Here is an 18,493-nt window from a genome sequence, read left to right as displayed (position 1 = left end):
TCGGGGGCGGTCCTGCTCGAGGCCGCCCTGCTCGGGTCAGGTCCCCTGCTCCAGACCGAACCGGCGGAGACCGGCGTCCAGCTGATCGCTCTGCTGCGCCTCGACCAGGATCCGGGCCACCTCGCGCAGCTTGGTGTTGTGATGTTGCGACGCCGTGCGCAGCGCATTGAACGCCGCCTCGGTGCCGTAGCCGTGATGGTGCATCAGCAGCCCCTGCGCCTGCCCGATCAGCGACCGGGTGCCCAGAGCGTCGCGCAGGTGCTTCACCAGGGTCTGGCAGTCGGAGTAGAGGCTGATGTTGTCGAACGCCACGCCGGCGTGCAGGGCGAACAACAGCACCATGTCGTAGGAGGTGTCCGCGAACTCGTTGGGCTTGCGGGAGAACAGGGTGAACGCGGCCGCCGGCTCGGCCTTCGTGTCCAGCGGGAGGCAGAGCGCGCTGTGGTAGCCGGCCTTGACCATCCGGGCGCCGAACTCCGGCCACCGCTGCTCCGAGTCGACGTCGGGCAGCCGACGCGGCTCCCGGTAGCGCAGCACCTCGACGATCGGGCTGACGTCGCCCGGTGAGTTCCCGGTGAGGTAGCTCAGCAGCGGCTCGGCCCCGCCGGTCACCGTCTCGGGGCCGGTCTTGGTCTCCACGGTGATCGAGGCGTGGTCGCAGCCGTCGACCGTGCGCACCACCCGGTCCACGTAACGCCGCAGGGTCGAGTCGAGGTCGTCGTCCTCGACCAGCCTGGTGATCTCGGCCAGCTCCTGTGCCAGCGTCTGCAGATCGGTACTCACGTGGGTCATGGCTCCTCACCCGGGGCGGTCGACCGACGCGAGGCTACCCGCCGGCGCCGGCGCGGAGCTATGCTGCGGGAAACCACGGTTACGCAGTCAGCCTGGTCTCGAAATCGCTCGTCGTCCCTGCCGGCGGGCACCCGCTGACCCGCGAGGCGAACCGATGACCGTGAGCACCTGCCTGGACTTCCTCACCGAGTACCTGAGCGCCGTCCGCCAACAGCTGGCCGAGCGGCACGTCGTGGTCACCGCTGCGTGGGTGCACCAGCCGATGCCGCAGCAGGCCCTGGGCCTGAGCCTCGAACTGGCCGCCGGCAGGCTGCCGGAGGGCGCCGACGGAGCTCAGACAGCTGAGGCCACCGACGGTGTGCCGGCACCCCGGGAGCGGATCCGGGTCGGCTGGCACGAGGAACTGGGGTGGTGGGCCGAACCGGCGGACCCGCGCGGCACCGGCCGGCGCTACTTCCCGGGCGACCTGGTGCCCTCCCCCGACCGGGTCGCCGACTACCTCACCGGGCTGACCCGGCACGAGGACCTCGGCTCGACCGCACCCTCGCTGCACCGCTACCGGCTGCTCGACAACTCCGACGACCTCGTCGAACGGCTCGCCATCGCGCGCCGGAGCGCCGCCAGGGCCCGGCCCACAGCTCGACGGTGTCCGTGGGGCAGTCCGGGGTCCGACCGGCCGGGTGTCCAGCTGTCGCTGTAGGAGCACCTGGCGCGACGCGCTTCCCGGCTCGGCGATGCGTCAAACTGACCGGGTGGGGAACCAACAACAGCTACAGGTCTGCTTCGTCTGCTCGGGCAACATCTGCCGCTCGCCGATGGCCGAGAAGGTCTACGCCACCGTGCTGGACCGCGAGGGGCTGGCTGGTCAGGTCCTGGTGACGAGCGCGGGCACCGGACCCTGGCACGCCGGTGAACCCGCCGACGAGCGGGCCGCCGAGGTACTGCGCCGGCACGGTTACCCGGCCGAGCACGTGGCCCGGCAGATCAACCCGAACCACCTGGAGGCGGACCTGCTGCTCGCCGCCTCTGCCGAGCACGTCGCCGCGCTCACCAGGGCGCTGGGCCGCGAGGACGCCGGACAGCGGGTCCGGCTGCTCCGCTCGTTCGACCCGGCCGCGCCGGCCGGCGCCGAGGTGCCCGATCCCTACTACGGCGGCGACCGGGGTTTCGACGAGGTGCTCGCGATGGTCGAGGCGACCATGCCCGGCCTGCTCGATTGGACCCGGGGCCAGCTGGCGTGAGTTCCGGGGACGACGTCGGGTCCGTGGTGCTGCGGCTGACCGGCGCCGCGCCGAGGTCGGTGCGCCAGACCGGCGCCACCGACGGGCCGGCGGTCCGGGTCGAGCTCGCGGACGGCCGGCTCGCGGTACTGAAGGCGGCCCACCGCCAACCCGGCCAGGTGGCCGCCGAGGTCGCCGGGCTGCGCTGGCTGGCCGAGCCGGACGAGGTCGGTGTGACGGCGGTTCTGGGGCACGACGCGGACTGGCTGCTCATCGAGTACCTCCCGGCAGCCAGGCCTGACGCGCCCGCCGCCACCCGTTTCGGCGCCGCCCTGGCGCGGCTGCACGCGGCCGGCGCTCCCGCGTTCGGTGCCCCGCCACCGGGCGGCCCGACCAGGGCCTGGATCGGGCTGGCCCCGATGCACAACGTGACCGGCGGGCACTGGCCGGACTGGTACGTCGAGCACCGGGTGCTGCCCTACCTCGCCTCGGCCCGGGACGCCGGCCACCTGACCGACCACGACGCCGACGTCATCGAGGCCGCCTGCCAGGTGCTGCCCGAGGTGGCCGGCCCGCCGGTCGCGCCGGCCCGGCTGCACGGCGACCTCTGGTCCGGCAACGTCCGCTGGAGCCCGGGCCCGGCCCGGCCCGGTGAACCCAGCTCCGCCCGGACCGAGGGCTGGCTGATCGACCCGGCGGCGCACGGCGGTCACCCGGAGACCGACCTGGCCATGCTCGCGCTGTTCGGCTGCCCGCACCTGGAGGCGGTGCTCGCCGGTTATCAGCAGGTCAGCCCGCTGGCACCGGGCTGGCCGGCGCGGGTCGGGCTGCACCAGCTGTTCCCGCTGCTGGTGCACGTGGTGCTGTTCGGCCGGGGCTATGCCGATCAGGCGGTGGCCGCCGCCCGCTCCACACTGCGGCTGGCCGACGGCATACCGTAGAGGGGTGCGGTTCCTGTTCAAACCAGGCTGGATAGCGTTCGTCCTGGTCGTCATCGCCTTCGTGGTGGCCTGCTACACGCTGCTGGCCCCGTGGCAGTTCCGGCGCAACGCCGAGCAGGCCGAGCAGAACCGCCAGATCGCCGCGTCCTTCGCCAACCCGCCGCGGCCGTTGGAGGAGTTGGTCCCGGCAGGGAGCGCACCGGGGCCGGCAGTGGAGTGGCGACAGGCGGTGGTGCGCGGGCAGTACCTGCCGGCCGACGAGGCGGTGGTCCGGCTGCGCACGGTGCTGGGTCGCCCGGCGTTCGAGGTACTCACCGCGTTCCGTACCGACGACGGCCGGATCGTCGCGGTGGACCGGGGGTACGTCCGGCCCGGGGAGGACCGGCACGTGTCGGTGTTCGCGCCGGCCCCGACCGGCACCACTGCGCTGACCGGCCGGATCAGGCTGGACGAGTCCGACCCGGACCACCGCGCCTCGCTCGAGTCCGGTGGGCACCGCCAGCTCTACGCGGCGGACAGCCAACTGCTGGCCCAGGCCATCGGGGCACCGGTCGCGGCCGGCTACCTGCAGCTGATCGACGGGCAGCCCGGCGGCCTGGGGGTGCTGCCACTGCCGGACAGTGACAGCGGACCGTTCCTGTCCTACGCCTGGCAGTGGCTGTCCTTCGGCGCGATGGCGATCTTCGGCCTCGTCTACTTCATCCGCCTCGAGCTGCTGCAACGGCGCGAACCGGAGGACGACGAGGACCTCGGCTCCGACGATCCCGACGGCCCGGCCGGGGAGCGCGTCGGCGGTGACAACGTCGGCGAGCCCGCGAAGGTCAGCCTGCGGGACGCGCTGCGGGGGTCCGCGCCGGCCCCGGCCGCCGCGCGGGTGCCGGCCCGGGCGGTAGACACGCCCGCCGAGCCGGACCGGGACCGGCTGATCGACCGCTACGGCAAGGCGCGGTTCTGATCGGTGCGGCGCGCCAGCGACGCGGCGGCCAGTGCGGCCAGTCCGGCGGCCGCCCAACCGAGCAGCCGGGACAGCCGCGCCATCCGCCGCAGGTCGGCCGGGGTTGGCGGGGCACCGTCGCCGAGCACCGGGCGCAGCTCGACTCCGTGCGGGTACCGGGTCAGCCCACCGAGCTGGATGCCGAGCGCGCCGGCGGCGCTCGCTTCCACCGGGCCGGCGTTCGGGCTGGGATGACCGCCCGCGTCGCGCCGCCAGGCCCGGGCGGCGGCCGCCGGTGAGCCGCCGAGCAGCGGTGCCGCGGCCACCGTGAGCAGCGCGGTCAGCCGGGCCGGCAGCAGGTTGAGCAGGTCGTCGGTGCGCGCGGCGGCCCAGCCGAACCGCAGGTAGCGCGGCGACCGGTAGCCCACCATCGCGTCCAGGGTGTTCACCGCGCGGTAGCCGAGCAGCCCGGGCACGCCGGCCAGCCCGCCCCAGAACAACGGGCCGACCACGGCGTCCGAGGTGTTCTCGGCGACCGATTCACACGCGGCCCTGGCCATTCCGGCGGCGTCCAGCGCGTCCGGGTCCCGGCCGCAGAGGTTGGGGACCCGGGCCCGTGCGGCGGCGAGGTCACCGGTGTCCCGGGCCGTGTCCAACGCCGTTGCCAGCGCAGCGGCCTCACCGGCCAGCGACGCACCGCCGAGCACCGCCCAGGTGGCCGCCGCCACGGTGACCGTCTCCAACAGCGGCCGGCCCCGGCACAGGCGGCCCAGCACCGCACCCAGCGCGACGGCCGCCCCGGCGGTCGACCCGGTGTAGCAGACCCCGGCAGCTCGGGAGTCGGCGTAGCAGCGTCTCTCCAACCGTGCGGCGAACTGCCCGAACCCGGCAACCGGGTGCCATCGGGCCGGGTCGGCGAACACCGCGTCGGCCGCCGCGCCGAGCAACAGGCCGGCGGCCCTCGGGTTCAGCAGGCGACGCGGCACTCAGCAGGCGACGTGAACTTCTGAGTCCGACAGCTCGTCCGGTAACTCACCGGGGCCGAGGGTGATCGCCCGGGCGTCCGACGCGGCAACCTGCAACGTGCACGGCCAGGGCACCCCGGCGGTGCTGGAATTGCGGCAGGCCAGGCAGCGACCGTAGCTGTCCGGGACGTGCTCCTCGAGCAGCCGGGCCCACACCTCGGGCATGCCGGCCAACACCAGGGCGAGTGGATTCGTTTCATCCTCGCCGAGGCCGTTCTGTTCCGAATGCAAAGTCGCTCCCCAACCTCCGGGTGGCACCGTCGCCCCGTCCTTCGCGAAGGGTTGCATGTCGGGCGGCGCGAGTCATGCTGGCTCGACAAACGACCAGCACAGCGCGCTGAACGCGTTACATTTCCGCTTACGGTTGGTAACTGGGGGTTACTCTCTGGTTAGCGCGGCTGGAGTACCGCTGGGCGCACGGCGGCGCGCCCGACCGACCACCCCGGCTGCTCCGATCAGCGGACCGTGTGCGTGGGTGGTTTCGGCCCTGATTTCGGCAGTGGTTTCGGGAGTGGTTTCCGCACTGCCTGGCGCACCGTCTCGGCGCTGCCGGTCGGGTCGCGCAGCACGTCGTGCTCCCAGAGCCGGATCACGGTCCAACCGCTGCCCTCCAGCGCCTCGGTGACCTCGCGGTCCCTGGCCACCGTCCGTTCGATCTTCGCGACCCACCAGTCGGTACGGGTGGGGAACAGGTCGGCCAGCGAGTCCCGGCCCCGCCGGCGGATCTCCTCGGGGTTGCCGTGCCAGAGGTCGCCGTCCACGAACACGGCCAGCCGCCGCGACCGGATCACCAGGTCGGGCCGGCCGGTGACATCCGGCGCGTGCAGTCGGTAGCGCACCCCGGCGGCGTGCAGCGCGCGGCGCAGTGCGAGCTCGGCCTTGGAGTCCTTGTGGCGGACCCTGGCCATCATGCGGCTGGTCACCGCCGGGTCGCGCGGCCCCAGCCGACGCCGGGGCGGCCGCTGCCCGGGGGTCTCCGCCACGGTCGGCCAGCCTAGTAAAGGGCCGCCACCACTGCCGGACTGCCCGCAGTCGGGCCCCGTCCCCACTCCCCGACCGGACCCGCTCGCGAGAAGGTCCCGCCGGCGCCACGCCGGCGGGACCCCAACTCACCTCGGGGTGCTCAGGTGTAGATGGACTGGATCTGCTGGTAATGCCCGATCGACTCCGGACCCAACTCCCGACCCAACCCCGACGCCTTCACCCCACCGAACGGCGCCGTCGGATCCGGCAGATACGTGTTCACCCCGATCGTCCCGGTCTGCACCCGACGCGCCACCCCCAACCCACGCTCCTTGTCCCGCGTCCACACCGTCCCACCCAAACCGAAGTCCGAATCATTCGCGATCCGCACCGCATCATCCACATCCGAATACGGAATCAACGACAACACCGGACCGAAAATCTCCTCCTGCGCAATAGTGTGATTGTTATCCACATCAGCAAAAATCGTCGGCTCCACAAACCAACCCCGATCCTGCCCCGCCGGCCGACCACCACCGACCACCACCCGGGCACCCTCCGCCTTACCCTTCGCGATATACCCCTCAACCCGGTCCCGCTGCCGATCAGAAGCCATCGGCCCGATCTGCGTCGACGCATCCAACGCATCCCCGACCTTCAACGAACCCGCCAACGCCGCGAACACCTCCACCACCTCCGCATAACGCGAACGCGGCGCCAACACCCGGGTCCCCAAAAAACACGTCTGCCCATTATTCAACAACGTCGCCTGGAACAACTTCTCACCGATCGTCGCCAAATCCAGATCAGCATCATCCAACACAATCGCCGCCGACTTACCCCCCAACTCCAAGGTCACCGGCCGCAACAACCGCCCACACGTCTCCCCGATCGACCGCCCCGCCGCCGTCGACCCGGTAAACGAAATCTTGTCCACCCCCGGATGCGACACCAAATACGCACCCACCTCACGCCCCGCCGGCACAAAATTAATCACCCCAGCCGGGACCCCCGCCTCCACCGCCGCCTCAGCCACCAACACCGAGTCCAACACCGTCTCCGGCGACGGCTTGATCACCAACGTGCACCCCGCCGCCAACGCCGGCGCATACTTGAACGCCGCCAACGACTGCGGGAAATTCCACGGCACGATCGCACCCACCACACCAATCGGCGAACGACGCACCACCGTCGTCCCACCCATCAACGCCGGCCGCTCCTCCTCGAACACCGCTTCCTTGATCACTCCCGCGTAATAGCGCAACAACACCGCCGGGAACGCACCCTCGAACGCCGTCGAGATCGCCACCGGCATCCCGTTCTGCGCACTCACCAACCTCGCGATCTCACCACCACGGCGCTCCAACGCACCAGCAAACCGCTCCAACACCACCGCCCGCGCCGACGGCTCCCAGGTGGCCCAACCAGTCGGGTCATCAAACGCCCGCCGCGCCGCACCCACAGCGGCATCAACATCAGCCTCCTGCGCCTCCGGCACCGAACCAATAACCTCCTCAGAACTCGCCGACACCACCGTGATCGTCTGACCCGAACTCGGCGCGATCCACTCCCCACCAATGAACAACGTCTCGTGCTGAGTCATCCGATGTCTCCTTCGGGTCTGGGTGAACGAGAAGGTGCGCGGACAAACCGCCGCACGGAGCCGGCCGAGCGGGAGATGTCCCACGGCGCACCAGGTGGTCTAGACGAAGCGAGGCGCGCCGAAACCCGCAGCTACCCATCCATAGGGGTGGAAGCCGGCGCAAATGCGGCAACTCGCGGCTCACTAAGGCTATGGCAAACCCTAACGCAGTCGTTGGTCTTCGCTGCCTCCCTTCCGAGGCATCTTTATCCCCCGGTCAGCCCAGTCACGGGCCCGATCGGACCACTCGGCGCGCGGCACGGGACGGATGAGGCGCGCGCCGTACGCCAACTGGTTCAGACCTCTTGTAAGGGCACCCTGAGAGGTCTATACCTCTTCCATGTCAGACTCCCGGACCGTCGCGGTCGAGGCGCACGTCGAGGCTCTGTGTCTCGAGCGCGGGCCCGGCGCGGTGTTGCCCGGCGAGCGGGAACTGGCGCAGCGCTGCGGGGTATCCCGGATGACGGTGCGCCACGCACTCGAGCATCTGATGGCGCGACGCCTGGTCGAGCGCCGGCACGGGGCGGGCACTTTCGTGCGGCGGCCGGCGCCGGCCCAACCGCTGATGGCCACCTCGTTCCGTGACGACATGCACCGGCGAGGTCTGTCGCCCTCGTCCCGGCTGCTGTGGTGGGACACCGTCGTCGCCGACCTCGAGCTCGCCGAGCACCTGGAGATGCCGGGCGGCGAGCGGGTGCTGCGGGTCTGCCGGGTGCGACTGGCCGACGACGAGCCGATGACCTTGGAGACCCTGCACGCACCCTGCGCCCGGGTGCCCGGGCTGACCGGCGACGACCTGGCGGGGAACGTGTCCTACTACGACATCCTCGCCACCCGCTATGGCCGCCACATCGCGACCGGCAAACAGTCCGTCGCCCCGGTGGTGCTCGCCGAGCGGGAGGCCGGGTTGCTCGGCGTCCCGGCCGGCCGGCCGGCGCTGCGCTTCGTGCGGATCTCCCGGGACCAGTGTGGCGACGTGGTCGAGCGGGTGGAGTCGGTGGCCAGGGGCGACCGCTACCTCATCGAGGTGGACATCATCCCGCCGGCCAGGACGTTGCGATGAAGTGCCACGAGCACACGCTGGCGGTCCTGCGCACCGTCACCGTGGACATCGGCCGCAGCACCACCCGCATGCGGGTCGACGACGAACCGACCAGCCGCCTCGGTCAGGGTGCCGGCCTCGGTGACCCGGACGGCGCGCAGGCGATCGCCAGGCTGGTCCGCTACATCATCGGGGCCGGCCCGAGAACGCCCTGGCGCCTGGCCGTGGCGGTACCGGGCGTGCTGGCTCGGCCCATCGAGGCCAGCGAGCTGGGCAGCCAGCTCAGCCGGTGCTGGCCCCGGCCACCGGAGCTGGTGCTGATCGCCAGTGATGTCGCCGCCTGGCACGCCGGTGCACTGTCCGGGCGGGACGGCGTGGTGCTCTCGATCGGCACCGGCGCCGTCGCGCTCGGGGTACGCGACGGCGCGGTCCGCCAGGCCGACGGTCGGGGGCCGCTGCTCGGTGACGAGGGCGGCGGCGCCTGGATCGGGCTCGAGGGCCTGCGGGCCGCCGCCAGGGCCACCGACGGCCGGGGCCCGGCCACCGCGTTGACCTCGCTCACCGCTCCGGCGCAGGGCGGGTCCGCGCTGCCCACCGCGGCGGCGCTGGCCCGGGTGGCGCCCCGGGTGCTGTCGGCCGCGCGCCGCGGTGACCTGGTGGCCGCCGGCATCCTCGACGCCGGCACAGATGCACTCGCCCGAACCGCCGCGGCTGCCGCGAAGGGGGCCGCAGCCGCGGCGGTGGGTACGGGCGAGCCGGGGGCAGGAGCCGGTGCGGCCGCTTTGGGAGGTGTGGCCGCACCGGATCGCCCCCACGACAATCGGTCCCACGACGATCGCCCCCACGACAACGCAACGGCCCGGGTCCGGGTGGCGGTGGTCGGCGGCCTCGCGGACGCACTGCTGCCCCGGCTGCGCCAGCGCCATCCCGGCACCGACTGGGCCACCCCGGACGGCGACGCCATGGACGGGCTCAACTGGCTGCTCGACCACACCGGCACCGCTCTGGAGGCCGGCCTGGTGCGGGTGCGGCCCGTCGGCCCGCCCGGCCGGGATGCGCCGGCCACCTCGGTACCCGGCGAGCTGGGCGGGGACCGGGTCGACGCCGAGGTGGACTCGCTGCCGACCGAGGCCAGACGCCCCGGCTCGGAACAGATCGACCTGCTGCCGACCGCCGAACTCGTCGCCCGTCTCTTGGAGGGGCAGGCCGCCGCCGCCCCGACTGTCGCCAGGGCCACCGGCGCGCTCACCGTGGCGGTCGATCAGGTGGCCGCCGCGTTCCGCCGGGGCGGGCGGATGATCTACGTGGGCGCCGGCACCCCCGGTCGCCTCGCCGTGCAGGACGCCGCCGAGCTGACCCCCACCTTCGGGCTCGACCCGGCGCGCGTGCCGACTCTGCTGGCCGGCGGCGCCACGGCCGCCAGCGCCGCGGTGGAGAACGCCGAGGACAACGTCGACGCCGCCCGCGCGGCGGTCGCGGCCACCGGGGTCGGCCCCGACGACGTGGTGGTCGGCGTGAGCGCGTCCGGGCGCACCCCGTTCGTCCGGGCCGCGCTCGAGGCCGCCCGCGAGCGTGGCGCGGCGACCGTGGCCATCGTCTCCGCCCCGGCCGCGCCGGTGGCGCGGGACGCTACCGTCGTCATCGAGCTGCTCACCGGCCCCGAGGTGCTGGCCGGGTCGACCCGGCTGGCCGCCGGAACCGCGCAGAAGATCGCGCTGAACACGCTGTCCACCGCGGCGATGGTGCGCACCGGCGCCACCTACGGCGGCTGGATGGTCGGGGTCCGCGCCACCAACGCCAAGCTCCGGCGCCGGGGGGTGCGTATCGTGCGGGACGCCGCCGGAGTCGACGAGGAGACCGCCGCCGAGCTGATCACGGCCGCGGCGGGCGATGTGCGGATCGCGCTGGTCAGCGCGCTGACCGGGCTGGATGTGGCCACCGCGCGCGAACACTTGGCCGACACCGGGTCGGTCCGCGTCGCCATCGACGCGGCCCGGCACGCCGAGCAGGGCGGCCGGCCCGGCAGCGAGGGCGAACCTGGCTGGGACGAGAGCTACCGGGTCGAGCCGGTCGGGCAGGCCGGGTTGTGATCGTCGTCGGGCTGCTCTCCGGCTCCTCGATGGACTCACTCGATGTGGCCGTCGCCGAGATCGAGATCGCGGGCGGGGTGGTCCGGCTGACGCCGCTCGCCGCGCACACCACGCCGTGGTCGCCGAGGCTGCGGGACCGGCTGCTGGCCGTGCTGCCCCCGGGGCGGACCACCGTCGACCAGGTCTGCGCGCTGGACACACTGGTCGGCCAGGCCGCCGCGGCCGCCGCCGACGCCGCGCTGGGTGACCTCGGCCGGCCCGGCGACCTGGTCAGCTGGCTGGGCCAGACGGTGTACCACGGCACAAAGCGCACTCCGAACCCGACCGCGCCGGACATCGCGGCCACGCTGGTCGCGCTGACCGCCCGCACGGTCGCCGACGCCTGCGCCCGGTACGCGGTCACCGAGGTGGTCGGCTCCGGCGGCGGCATGCACAACCCGGTCCTGGTCGGCGCGCTGCGAACCGCGCTGGACCCGGTGCCGCTGCGCCGCAGTGCCGAGCTGGGGCTGCCGGTGGACGCCAAGGAGGCCTACCTGACCGCCCTGCTCGGCGCGCTGAGCTGGCACGGCGTGCCGGGTGTCCTGCCCGGCGCGACCGGCTCCCGCACGTCCAGGGTGCTCGGCCGGTTCAGTCCGGGGCACCGGCCGCTGCGGCTGCCCGACCCCGCCGGCCCGGTGCACACCCTGCAGATCACCTGATGAGCCAAGGGAGGGCCCGATGCACGACGCAGTCAACCTCGCCGTGATCGTCGCCTACCTCGTCGCGATCGCGGTGATCGGGCTGAAGCTCTCCGGCCGGCAGCGTTCGGCCACCGACTACTTCACCGGTGAGCGGTCGCTGCCCTGGTGGGCGGTGATGTTCTCCATCGTCGCCACCGAGACCTCGACCCTGACCGTGATCAGCGTGCCCGGAGTGGCCTACCTCGGGTCGTTCTCCTACGTCGAGCTGGCCGTCGGCTACCTGATCGGCCGGACCGTGGTCGCGTTCGTGCTGCTACCGCTGTACTTCCGCGGCGGCTTCGTCAGCGCCTACCAGTACCTGGGGCTGCGATTCGGCCGGCACGTGCAGGCACTGGCCTCGGTGACCTTCCTGGTCACCCGGCTGCTCGCGGAGGGGGTGCGGCTGTTCGCCGGCGCCATCCCGATCAAGCTGCTGCTGGCCGAGTTCGGCGTGCACGTCAACTACTTCGTCATCGTCGTGGCCATCACCGCGGTCACCGTCGCCTACACCTACGTCGGCGGGATCAAGGCGGTGGTGTGGACCGACTTCCTGCAGATGTCGCTGTACGTGATCGGCGCGCTGGTGTGCCTCGTGGTGCTGCTCGGGCGGACCGGCCCGGGCGCGCTCGGCACCGCGTTCCAGGCCGGCAAGCTCACCGTGTTCAACTTCGACCTGCCGATCCTGACCAGCCCCTACGCCTTCGTCACCGCGATCGTCGGCGGGGCGCTGCTGACGATGGGCTCGCACGGGTCGGACCAACTGATCGCCCAGCGGGTGCTGTCCTGCCGGTCCCTGTCCGACGGGCGCAAGGCGATGATCGGCTCGGCGGTTGCGGTCGGCATCCAGTTCGCACTGTTCTCCCTGGTGGGCGCGCTGCTCTGGGTGGCGAACCACGGCGCGTCGCTGCAGCGGCTCGGATTGAGCTCGGACCAGATCTTCGGCGATTTCATCCTGCGCGGGCTCCCGATGGGGCTGTCCGGGCTGCTGGTCGCGGGGATCCTGGCCGCCACCATGGGCTCATTGTCCAGCGCGCTGAACTCACTGTCCAACTCCACCATCGCCGACCTCGTGCAGTCCTGGGCCGGCCGCTCCCCCGCACCGGACACGATGCTGAAGATCGCGCGCTGGGCCACCGGCGGGTGGGCGCTGGTCATGGTCGCCTTCGCCTCGATGTTCACCACCACGAAGAACCCCGTGGTGGAGCTCGGGCTCTCCATCGCCTCCTACACCTACGGGGCGCTGCTCGGCGCGTTCCTGCTCGGACTTCTCGTCCGCCGGGCCGACGGGGTGGCCGCCGCGACCGCGTTCATCGCCACGCTGCTGGGTACCGGCTGGGCCGCGGTCGGCGTGAGCATCGGCGGCAAGTCGCTCGCGTTCCCCTGGTTCGTGCCGTTGGGTGTGCTGATCACGCTGGTGGTCGGTGGGCTGGTGTCCCTGGTGCGACCGGCCCGACCCGACTCCTCGGGCAGTGACCCCTCAGGCAGCGACTCCTCAGGCAGTGACCCCTCAGGTAGTGGGTCTGGGGAGCAGCGTGATCGCGGCGCGAGCGGTATCGCTCAGCGTTGAGGGGTCGACGCCCGCCTTGGCGATGCAGTCGATTCCCCTGATCACCGACAGCAGCAGGTAGCCCAGCGTCCTCGGGTCGGCGGCCGGATCGATCTCGTTGGCCCGCTGCGCGTCGCAGATCGCCGCGCCGAGGATGCCGGCGATCCGGTCGAAGGCGTCCCTGGCCCGTTCGGCCACCGCTTCGTCGGCGCCCGCGAGGTCCGCGGTCGCCTTGCTGAGGAAGCAGCCGCGGTGCGGCGACTCCGCGGCGAAGGCGTTGGCCAGTGACACGACGTACTGCTCCAGCCGCCGCAACGGCGAGCCGGAGGTCGCATCCGGGCCGTCGACCTGCCGCGATCCGACGGCCTGCTGAACCTGTCCGACGATGTCGTCGCAGTAGTCGGCGAAGATCCGCAGGTAGAGCTCGCGCTTGTTGCCGAACGCCTTGTAGATGCTGCCCTTGCCCAGGCCGGTGGCGTCCATCAGGTCGTAGGTCGAGGTGCCCTCGTAGCCGGTGTCCCAGAACTGGTCACGGACCGTGTGCAGCACAGTGGCCTCGTCGAAGCCCCGCGTCCTTCCCATGCCACCCACCCTACCGAGTTGTTGTCCAGCCGGACCACAATTTTGTTGACTAAGTGGACCACAATTCATATTGTGGTCCAAGTGGTCAACAAACTGACCGCCTCCGACACCAACTGATGGGACACCCAGCTCATGACCGAGACCGTTGCGGCCGAGACCGGCGCAGTCGAAACCACTGAGTCCCGGAACAAGGCAATCGTCCGGGAGGCCTTCGACACGCTGTTCAACAAGCGGGACTACGCCGCCGCCGAGAAGTTCTGGGCACCCGAGTACATCCAGCACAGCGCTCACATCCCGCCGGGCCGCGACGGCCTGTTCAACCTGGTCAAGAGCCTGCCGCCGACCCTGAGCCACGAACTCGAACTGATCATGGCCGCGGGCGACCTGCTGCTGGTGCGCGGCCGCTTCGCCGGCACCGGGCGGCCGGCCGCGTGGATCGCCGTCGACCTGGTCCGGATGGAGGGGGGCCTGCTCAAGGAGCACTGGGACGTGCTCCAGGACGAGGTGTCCCGCGAGGAGTCGGTGAGCAAGCTGCCGATGTTCGGCGACACCTGGCCCGAGGACCGCTGACCCAAGGCGTCGTGGGCGCGGAGCCTGCTAGGGCAACGCTCCGCACCCACGACCGTCAGACGGGGCGCCAGCCGAGGCCGCGCGAGATGCCGCGGGCCGCCGCGTGCACCACCGGGATGTACTCCTGGGCAGAGTGTTCGTTGGGCACCACGACCGACAACGCGGCCGTCACCCGCCCGTCCGTCCCGAAGATCGGCGCCGCCACCGACAGCGCATCCAGGGTGACCTGACCGTCGCTGATCGCGATCCGCCGGTGCCGCACGTCCGCGATCACCCGGCGCAGCTCGGCCGGGTTCACGATGGTCTTCTCGGTGAACCGGCGCATCGGGGCCGCCAGGATCCGTTCCTGGAACGCCACGTCGGCGAACGCGAGCAGCACCAGGCCGACCCCGGTGGCGTGCAGCGGCATCCGGCTGCCGGCCCGGGTGATCACCGCCACCGCGGTACGGGCCGCGATGCGCTCCACGTAGACCACGTCGGTCCCGTCCACGACGCCGAGCTGCACGTTCTGCCGGGTGGCCTCGTAGAGGTCCTCCAGGAAGGGCAGTGCGATCTCCCGCAACCCGTGTCCCCTCGGCGCCAGCGCGCCAACTTCCCACAGCCGCAGTCCGACCTGGTAGCCACCGTGGTCGGCGCGCTCCAGGGCGCCCCAGCGGGTCAGCTCGCCGACGATCCGGTGCGCGGTGGTCAGCGGCAGGCCGGCACGGCGGGCGATCTCCGACAGCGTCAGCTCCAGGTGGCCGGCGGAGAACACCTCGAGCACCCCGAGCGCCCGTGCGACCGTGGACCGCACCGCCGGCTCGCAGTTCCCGTCACGCGGGTCGCCGCCGGAACCGACCGCACGGGCCGGTACCTCCGCGAACGGCGCCAGGTCAGACATCGAAGAAGACGGTCTCCCCCGGTCCCTGCAGGTGCACGTCGAACCGGTAGCCACCCTCGGTCGGGACCGCGACGAGGGTGCCCCGGCGCTTCTCGGGGACCGAGGCGAGCACCGGGTCGGCGGCGTGTGCGTCCGCGTGGTCCGGGAAGTAGATCCGGGTCACCACCCGGTTCAGCAGCCCCCTGGAGAACACCGAGACGTCGAGGTGCGGGGCCTGCCCGGGCAGCGCCCCCGGCAGCACGGTGCGGATCACGTAGCTACCGCCGTCGTCGGTGGCGCTGCGCCCGAACCCCCGCCAGCCGGGCACCGGGCCGCGCGGGTCGTCCGGGTGGTCGAACCGGCCGTCCGGGTCCGCCTGCCAGGTCTCGACCATCGCATCCGGCACCGGCTGCCCGTTGCCGTCGAACACGGTGCCGACGACCTCGAACGCCCCGGAGGTGCCCGGCGGCACCACATCCGGCCCGTCCGGCCACGGCAGCCCGATCGCCAGGTAGGGCCCGACGGTCTGCGACGGCGTCGGCCCCGCCAGCTCGGTCCCGGTCAGCTCGGTCCCGGTCAGCTCGGTCCCGGTCAGCTCGGTCGCGGTCACTGGTGCGGCTCCTCGAACGGGGTCGCCGAGCGACCGCGCAGCACGATGTCGAAGCGGAAGCCCAGCGCCCACTGCTCCACCGTGTTGTCCAGGTCGAACTGGGAGACCATCCGCTGCCGGGCGGCTTCGTCGGGCACCGAGTTGAAGACCGGGTCATGGGCGAACAACGGGTCGTCCGGGAAGTACATCTGGGTGACCAGCCGTTGGGTGAACGCACGGCCGAACACCGAGAAGTGGATGTGCGCCGGCCGCCAGGCGTTGTCGTGGTTGCCCCACGGGTAGGCGCCCGGCTTGATCGTGACGAACTCGTAGTGGCCCTGGGCGTCGGTCAGCGCCCGCCCCACCCCGGTGAAGTTCGGGTCCAGCGGGCTCGGCCAGTTGTCCACCTTGTGCCGGTAGCGGCCGCCGGCGTTGGCCTGCCAGATCTCGACCAGCGAGTTCGGCACCGGGCGGCCGTTCCCGTCGCGCAGCGTGCCGTGCACGATGATGCGCTGCCCGATCGGTTCGCCGGCGTGCTGGCGGGTCAGGTCGTGGTCCAGTGGGCCGACCCGGCCGGGGCCCAGTACCGGCCCGGTCACCTCGGTCAGCCGTTGAGGCAGCAGGATCAGCGGCTCGTTCGGATGGCGCAGCCCGGTGGACCGGTAAGCGGGGAAGTCCAGCGGCGGCTGGCTCCCGTCCGGGTCCGACCGGTACTGGGGCAGCGTGCCCGCCTCGGCAACGTGGTGGGTAGGTACGGCCACCGGCTCCTCCTCACGGCTGGTTGTCCCGCCGCCGCTCATCGCCGCGACGCTGGGAGCTACGGGATCCATGGTGTCGCCCGGCCAGCGTGCCGCGGCAGGCCCACTTCCGCTGAGCGGAAGGCTCGGATCAGCCGGTCCGGGTCAGCTCCCGAGGCTGGGCCGGCCGGTGGGTCGACGCCGGCGCAGCCAACCGTCCAGCAGCAGTGCCACCGCGCCGACCACCGCCGTCGCCTCCAGCGCACCGGCCATCGTGTCGGTGGCGTAGTGCCGTTCCAGCGCGACCATGGAGCCGGCCACCGCGAGCACCGCGGCCACCGCCAGCACCGCCAGCAGTGCGCGCAGCCACCACGGCCGGTGTCGCGCGCCGGCCACGAAGAGCAGGACGAACACCCAGGCCATCGCTGTGATGCTGGTGGTGTGCCCGCTGGGCAGCGACAGGCCGCCCTCATGGGTGCGCCCGACCAGCGGCTTGAGCACGAACTCGGTGAGCACCACGGCGACCATCGGGCCGGCGACCGCGAGCAGCACGGCCGGCCAGCGGCGTTGGGTGAGGCCGGCGGCCACCGCGAGCACCAGGATGCCCAGCGGCAGCACGGGCGGGCTACCCAGGTCGGAGACACTCCACAGCAGGTGCAGGTGTGGACCCCGGTGCGCGACCAGCTGGTCGTCCAGGGCGGTGTCCAGCGCGCCGGCGGACTCCTGCCCGGCATACCACCAGCCCAGTGCCAGCAGGCCGAGCGCACTCAGCGGGGCCAACACGGCCAGCGCGGCCCGCCACCGCCCGGGCAGTAGCCCCGGCCACCGCGTGACCACCGTTCCACTCACTCCATCCAGGGTGCCCGATCCGGGTCTCCGCCGGAACGGCGGCCTGAGTATGGGCTCATCGCGTGACACAGGCCACAGTAATGCGCTACGCGCGCTGCGGACTTGCCGTTGCATGGCGCAACGGGTTCGAATCGGGGTCGAGCCCGGGCAGCCGGGACGCCATCGGCGTTCCCCAGCCCGGCCGCAGACCGGCAGAAGAGAGGAGCGGCCCGTGCGAATCGAGTCGGATGACCCGAACGGCGACTGGACCGCCGAAGGCGTGTACGAGGTGTCACCGGGGCTCTTCCGGATCCCGATGCCGCTGCCCATGGACGGGTTGAAGGCGGTCAACGTCTACGCGCTGCGCGACGGTGATGGGCTCGTCATGATCGACTCGGGTTGGGCCGTCGAGGAGGCCCGGGGGGTGCTGGAGAAGGCGCTCGCGGCGCTCGGCCACGGCATCGGCGACGTGCACCGGTTCCTGATCACCCACGTGCACCGCGACCACTACACGCTGGCGGTGCGGCTGCGCCGCGAGTTCGGCAACCGGATCAGCCTGGGTGCCGACGAGCTGCCCTCGGTGCGGCTGAGCGCCGACCCGGACCGTGCGCCGTGGACCTCCCTGCTCGCCCAGCTGCGCTTCGGCGGCGCCGAGAAGCTGCTCGACGAGCTGATCCCGGAGTCCTCACAGCACGACCCGTCGATCTGGGAGGACCCGGACGACTGGCTCACCGCCCCGGCCGACGTCGAGCTGCGGGGGCGCACCCTGCAGGCGGTCGCCACGCCCGGGCACACCCGGGGGCACCTGGTGTTCATCGACGCCGAGCGGGACGCGATGTTCGCCGGCGACCACGTGCTGCCGCACATCACGCCCTCGGTCGGGTTCGAGGCCGAGCTGGCGCACTCGCCGCTCGGGGACTACCTGGACTCGCTGCGGATGGTGCGGGGCATGCCGGACCGCCAGCTGCTACCGGCGCACGGACCGGTCTCGCCCAGCGTGCACGCCAGGGTGGACCAGCTGCTGGAGCACCACGCCGTGCGGCTGGACGAGATGGAAGCCGCGGTCGCCGCGGGTGCCGGCACCGGGTTCGAGACCGCCGGGCAGCTGACCTGGACCCGCCGGGGCCGCCGCCTGGACGAGATGGACCTGTTCAACCAGTGCATGGCCATCGCCGAGACGTCCGCCCACCTGGATCTGCTCGCCGAGCAGGGCCGACTGAAGCGCACCGAGGTCGACGGGGTGCGCCACTACGAGGTCTGAGCGGCCGCCGTACCCTCGGGACATCGCCCGCCAGCTCCCCGATCGGCCCCCGACCCCCACCCCGGGGTCCGGCCGGCACCGCCCCGCCCCGCCCGGTACCGCCGAGCGGGGACGGCCGCGTTGGCGGGTACCCGGTGGCCGGCTCGGCCTCCT

General features: G+C 72.3%; 20 protein-coding genes. 10 read left to right on the top strand and 10 right to left on the bottom strand.

The window, feature by feature from the left end; genetic code table 11:
• Positions 1-36: 36 nt before the first annotated feature.
• Entirely contained in the window at positions 37-792 is a 756-nt protein-coding gene (locus ACTXG6_RS20785; protein WP_445189457.1) for a GAF and ANTAR domain-containing protein, read from the bottom strand.
• Between the two features lie 154 nt (positions 793-946).
• Here ACTXG6_RS20785 and ACTXG6_RS20780 point away from each other — a divergent pair, with 154 nt between their 5' ends.
• From ACTXG6_RS20780 to ACTXG6_RS20765, 4 genes are read left to right on the top strand one after another with little or no spacing between them, the layout of a single operon-like run.
• Positions 947-1,492, top strand: a complete 546-nt coding sequence (locus tag ACTXG6_RS20780; RefSeq protein ID WP_445189456.1) for a hypothetical protein — start codon at positions 947-949, stop codon at positions 1,490-1,492.
• A 34-nt stretch (positions 1,493-1,526) separates the two neighbouring features.
• Complete coding sequence (locus tag ACTXG6_RS20775; protein WP_445189455.1) at positions 1,527-2,033, top strand: low molecular weight protein-tyrosine-phosphatase; 507 nt, start codon at positions 1,527-1,529, stop codon at positions 2,031-2,033.
• The gene (locus ACTXG6_RS20770; protein ID WP_445189454.1) at positions 2,030-2,953 is read left to right on the top strand and encodes a fructosamine kinase family protein; all 924 of its coding nucleotides are present in this window, start codon (positions 2,030-2,032) and stop codon (positions 2,951-2,953) included. Before ACTXG6_RS20775 ends, ACTXG6_RS20770 begins: the two co-directional genes overlap by 4 nt.
• 4 nt (positions 2,954-2,957) lie before the next feature.
• A complete protein-coding gene (locus ACTXG6_RS20765; protein ID WP_445189453.1) occupies positions 2,958-3,908 on the top strand; it encodes an SURF1 family cytochrome oxidase biogenesis protein in 951 nt (316 codons plus the stop codon).
• On the opposite strand, the gene ACTXG6_RS20760 is transcribed toward ACTXG6_RS20765, so the two are convergent.
• The 4 genes from ACTXG6_RS20760 to ACTXG6_RS20745 all read right to left on the bottom strand — a co-directional run bounded on the left by ACTXG6_RS20760 (position 3,887) and on the right by ACTXG6_RS20745 (position 7,478).
• Positions 3,887-4,873 carry a cobalamin biosynthesis protein gene (locus tag ACTXG6_RS20760; RefSeq protein WP_445189452.1) on the bottom strand — a complete coding sequence of 329 codons (987 nt, stop codon included), beginning with the start codon at positions 4,871-4,873 and terminating at the stop codon, positions 3,887-3,889. The genes ACTXG6_RS20765 and ACTXG6_RS20760 overlap by 22 nt on opposite strands.
• Positions 4,874-5,143 (bottom strand): hypothetical protein, encoded by a 270-nt coding sequence (locus ACTXG6_RS20755; RefSeq protein ID WP_445189451.1) that lies wholly within the window; start codon positions 5,141-5,143, stop codon positions 4,874-4,876.
• A gap of 224 nt (positions 5,144-5,367) precedes the next feature.
• The gene (locus ACTXG6_RS20750; RefSeq protein ID WP_445189450.1) at positions 5,368-5,895 is read right to left on the bottom strand and encodes a very short patch repair endonuclease; all 528 of its coding nucleotides are present in this window, start codon (positions 5,893-5,895) and stop codon (positions 5,368-5,370) included.
• 140 nt (positions 5,896-6,035) lie between these two features.
• Positions 6,036-7,478 carry an aldehyde dehydrogenase gene (locus ACTXG6_RS20745; RefSeq protein WP_445183062.1) on the bottom strand — a complete coding sequence of 481 codons (1,443 nt, stop codon included), beginning with the start codon at positions 7,476-7,478 and terminating at the stop codon, positions 6,036-6,038.
• Positions 7,479-7,857: 379 nt separating this feature from the next.
• Here ACTXG6_RS20745 and ACTXG6_RS20740 point away from each other — a divergent pair, with 379 nt between their 5' ends.
• The 4 genes from ACTXG6_RS20740 to ACTXG6_RS20725 are packed head-to-tail and all read left to right on the top strand — an operon-like array spanning position 7,858 to position 12,935.
• Complete coding sequence (locus ACTXG6_RS20740; protein WP_445189449.1) at positions 7,858-8,580, top strand: GntR family transcriptional regulator; 723 nt, start codon at positions 7,858-7,860, stop codon at positions 8,578-8,580.
• Positions 8,577-10,649 (top strand): N-acetylmuramic acid 6-phosphate etherase, encoded by a 2,073-nt coding sequence (locus tag ACTXG6_RS20735; protein ID WP_445189448.1) that lies wholly within the window; start codon positions 8,577-8,579, stop codon positions 10,647-10,649. Before ACTXG6_RS20740 ends, ACTXG6_RS20735 begins: the two co-directional genes overlap by 4 nt.
• Complete coding sequence (locus ACTXG6_RS20730; RefSeq protein ID WP_445189447.1) at positions 10,646-11,347, top strand: anhydro-N-acetylmuramic acid kinase; 702 nt, start codon at positions 10,646-10,648, stop codon at positions 11,345-11,347. Before ACTXG6_RS20735 ends, ACTXG6_RS20730 begins: the two co-directional genes overlap by 4 nt.
• Before the next feature lie 19 nt (positions 11,348-11,366).
• Entirely contained in the window at positions 11,367-12,935 is a 1,569-nt protein-coding gene (locus ACTXG6_RS20725; protein ID WP_445189446.1) for a sodium:solute symporter, read from the top strand.
• On the opposite strand, the gene ACTXG6_RS20720 is transcribed toward ACTXG6_RS20725, so the two are convergent.
• Complete coding sequence (locus tag ACTXG6_RS20720) at positions 12,876-13,496, bottom strand: TetR/AcrR family transcriptional regulator (RefSeq protein WP_445189445.1); 621 nt, start codon at positions 13,494-13,496, stop codon at positions 12,876-12,878. The genes ACTXG6_RS20725 and ACTXG6_RS20720 overlap by 60 nt on opposite strands.
• 132 nt (positions 13,497-13,628) lie before the next feature.
• Between ACTXG6_RS20720 and ACTXG6_RS20715 the strand changes: the two genes are divergently transcribed.
• On the top strand, positions 13,629-14,066 hold the full coding sequence (locus ACTXG6_RS20715) for a nuclear transport factor 2 family protein (protein ID WP_445189444.1): 438 nt from the start codon (positions 13,629-13,631) through the stop codon (positions 14,064-14,066).
• 55 nt (positions 14,067-14,121) lie between these two features.
• Here the strand turns inward: ACTXG6_RS20715 and ACTXG6_RS20710 are convergent, their stop codons facing one another.
• From ACTXG6_RS20710 to ACTXG6_RS20695, 4 genes are all read right to left on the bottom strand, one after another.
• Positions 14,122-14,946 (bottom strand): IclR family transcriptional regulator, encoded by an 825-nt coding sequence (locus tag ACTXG6_RS20710; protein WP_445189443.1) that lies wholly within the window; start codon positions 14,944-14,946, stop codon positions 14,122-14,124.
• Positions 14,939-15,475: a protocatechuate 3,4-dioxygenase subunit alpha gene (gene pcaG / locus ACTXG6_RS20705; protein ID WP_445190061.1), complete on the bottom strand. Its 537-nt coding sequence runs from the start codon at positions 15,473-15,475 to the stop codon at positions 14,939-14,941. Before pcaG ends, ACTXG6_RS20710 begins: the two co-directional genes overlap by 8 nt.
• Before the next feature lie 56 nt (positions 15,476-15,531).
• A complete protein-coding gene (pcaH, locus tag ACTXG6_RS20700; RefSeq protein ID WP_445189442.1) occupies positions 15,532-16,275 on the bottom strand; it encodes a protocatechuate 3,4-dioxygenase subunit beta in 744 nt (247 codons plus the stop codon).
• Between the two features lie 141 nt (positions 16,276-16,416).
• Positions 16,417-17,088 carry a phosphatase PAP2 family protein gene (locus tag ACTXG6_RS20695; RefSeq protein WP_445189441.1) on the bottom strand — a complete coding sequence of 224 codons (672 nt, stop codon included), beginning with the start codon at positions 17,086-17,088 and terminating at the stop codon, positions 16,417-16,419.
• 223 nt (positions 17,089-17,311) lie between these two features.
• Here ACTXG6_RS20695 and ACTXG6_RS20690 point away from each other — a divergent pair, with 223 nt between their 5' ends.
• Positions 17,312-18,340 (top strand): MBL fold metallo-hydrolase, encoded by a 1,029-nt coding sequence (locus ACTXG6_RS20690; protein WP_445189440.1) that lies wholly within the window; start codon positions 17,312-17,314, stop codon positions 18,338-18,340.
• The last annotated feature ends 153 nt before the right edge of the window (positions 18,341-18,493 follow it).

The organism is Pseudonocardia sp. Cha107L01 (assembly GCF_052566575.1).
The sequence above is the reverse complement of the archived record's forward strand: the minus strand, read 5'-3'. Positions and strand labels throughout refer to the sequence as shown.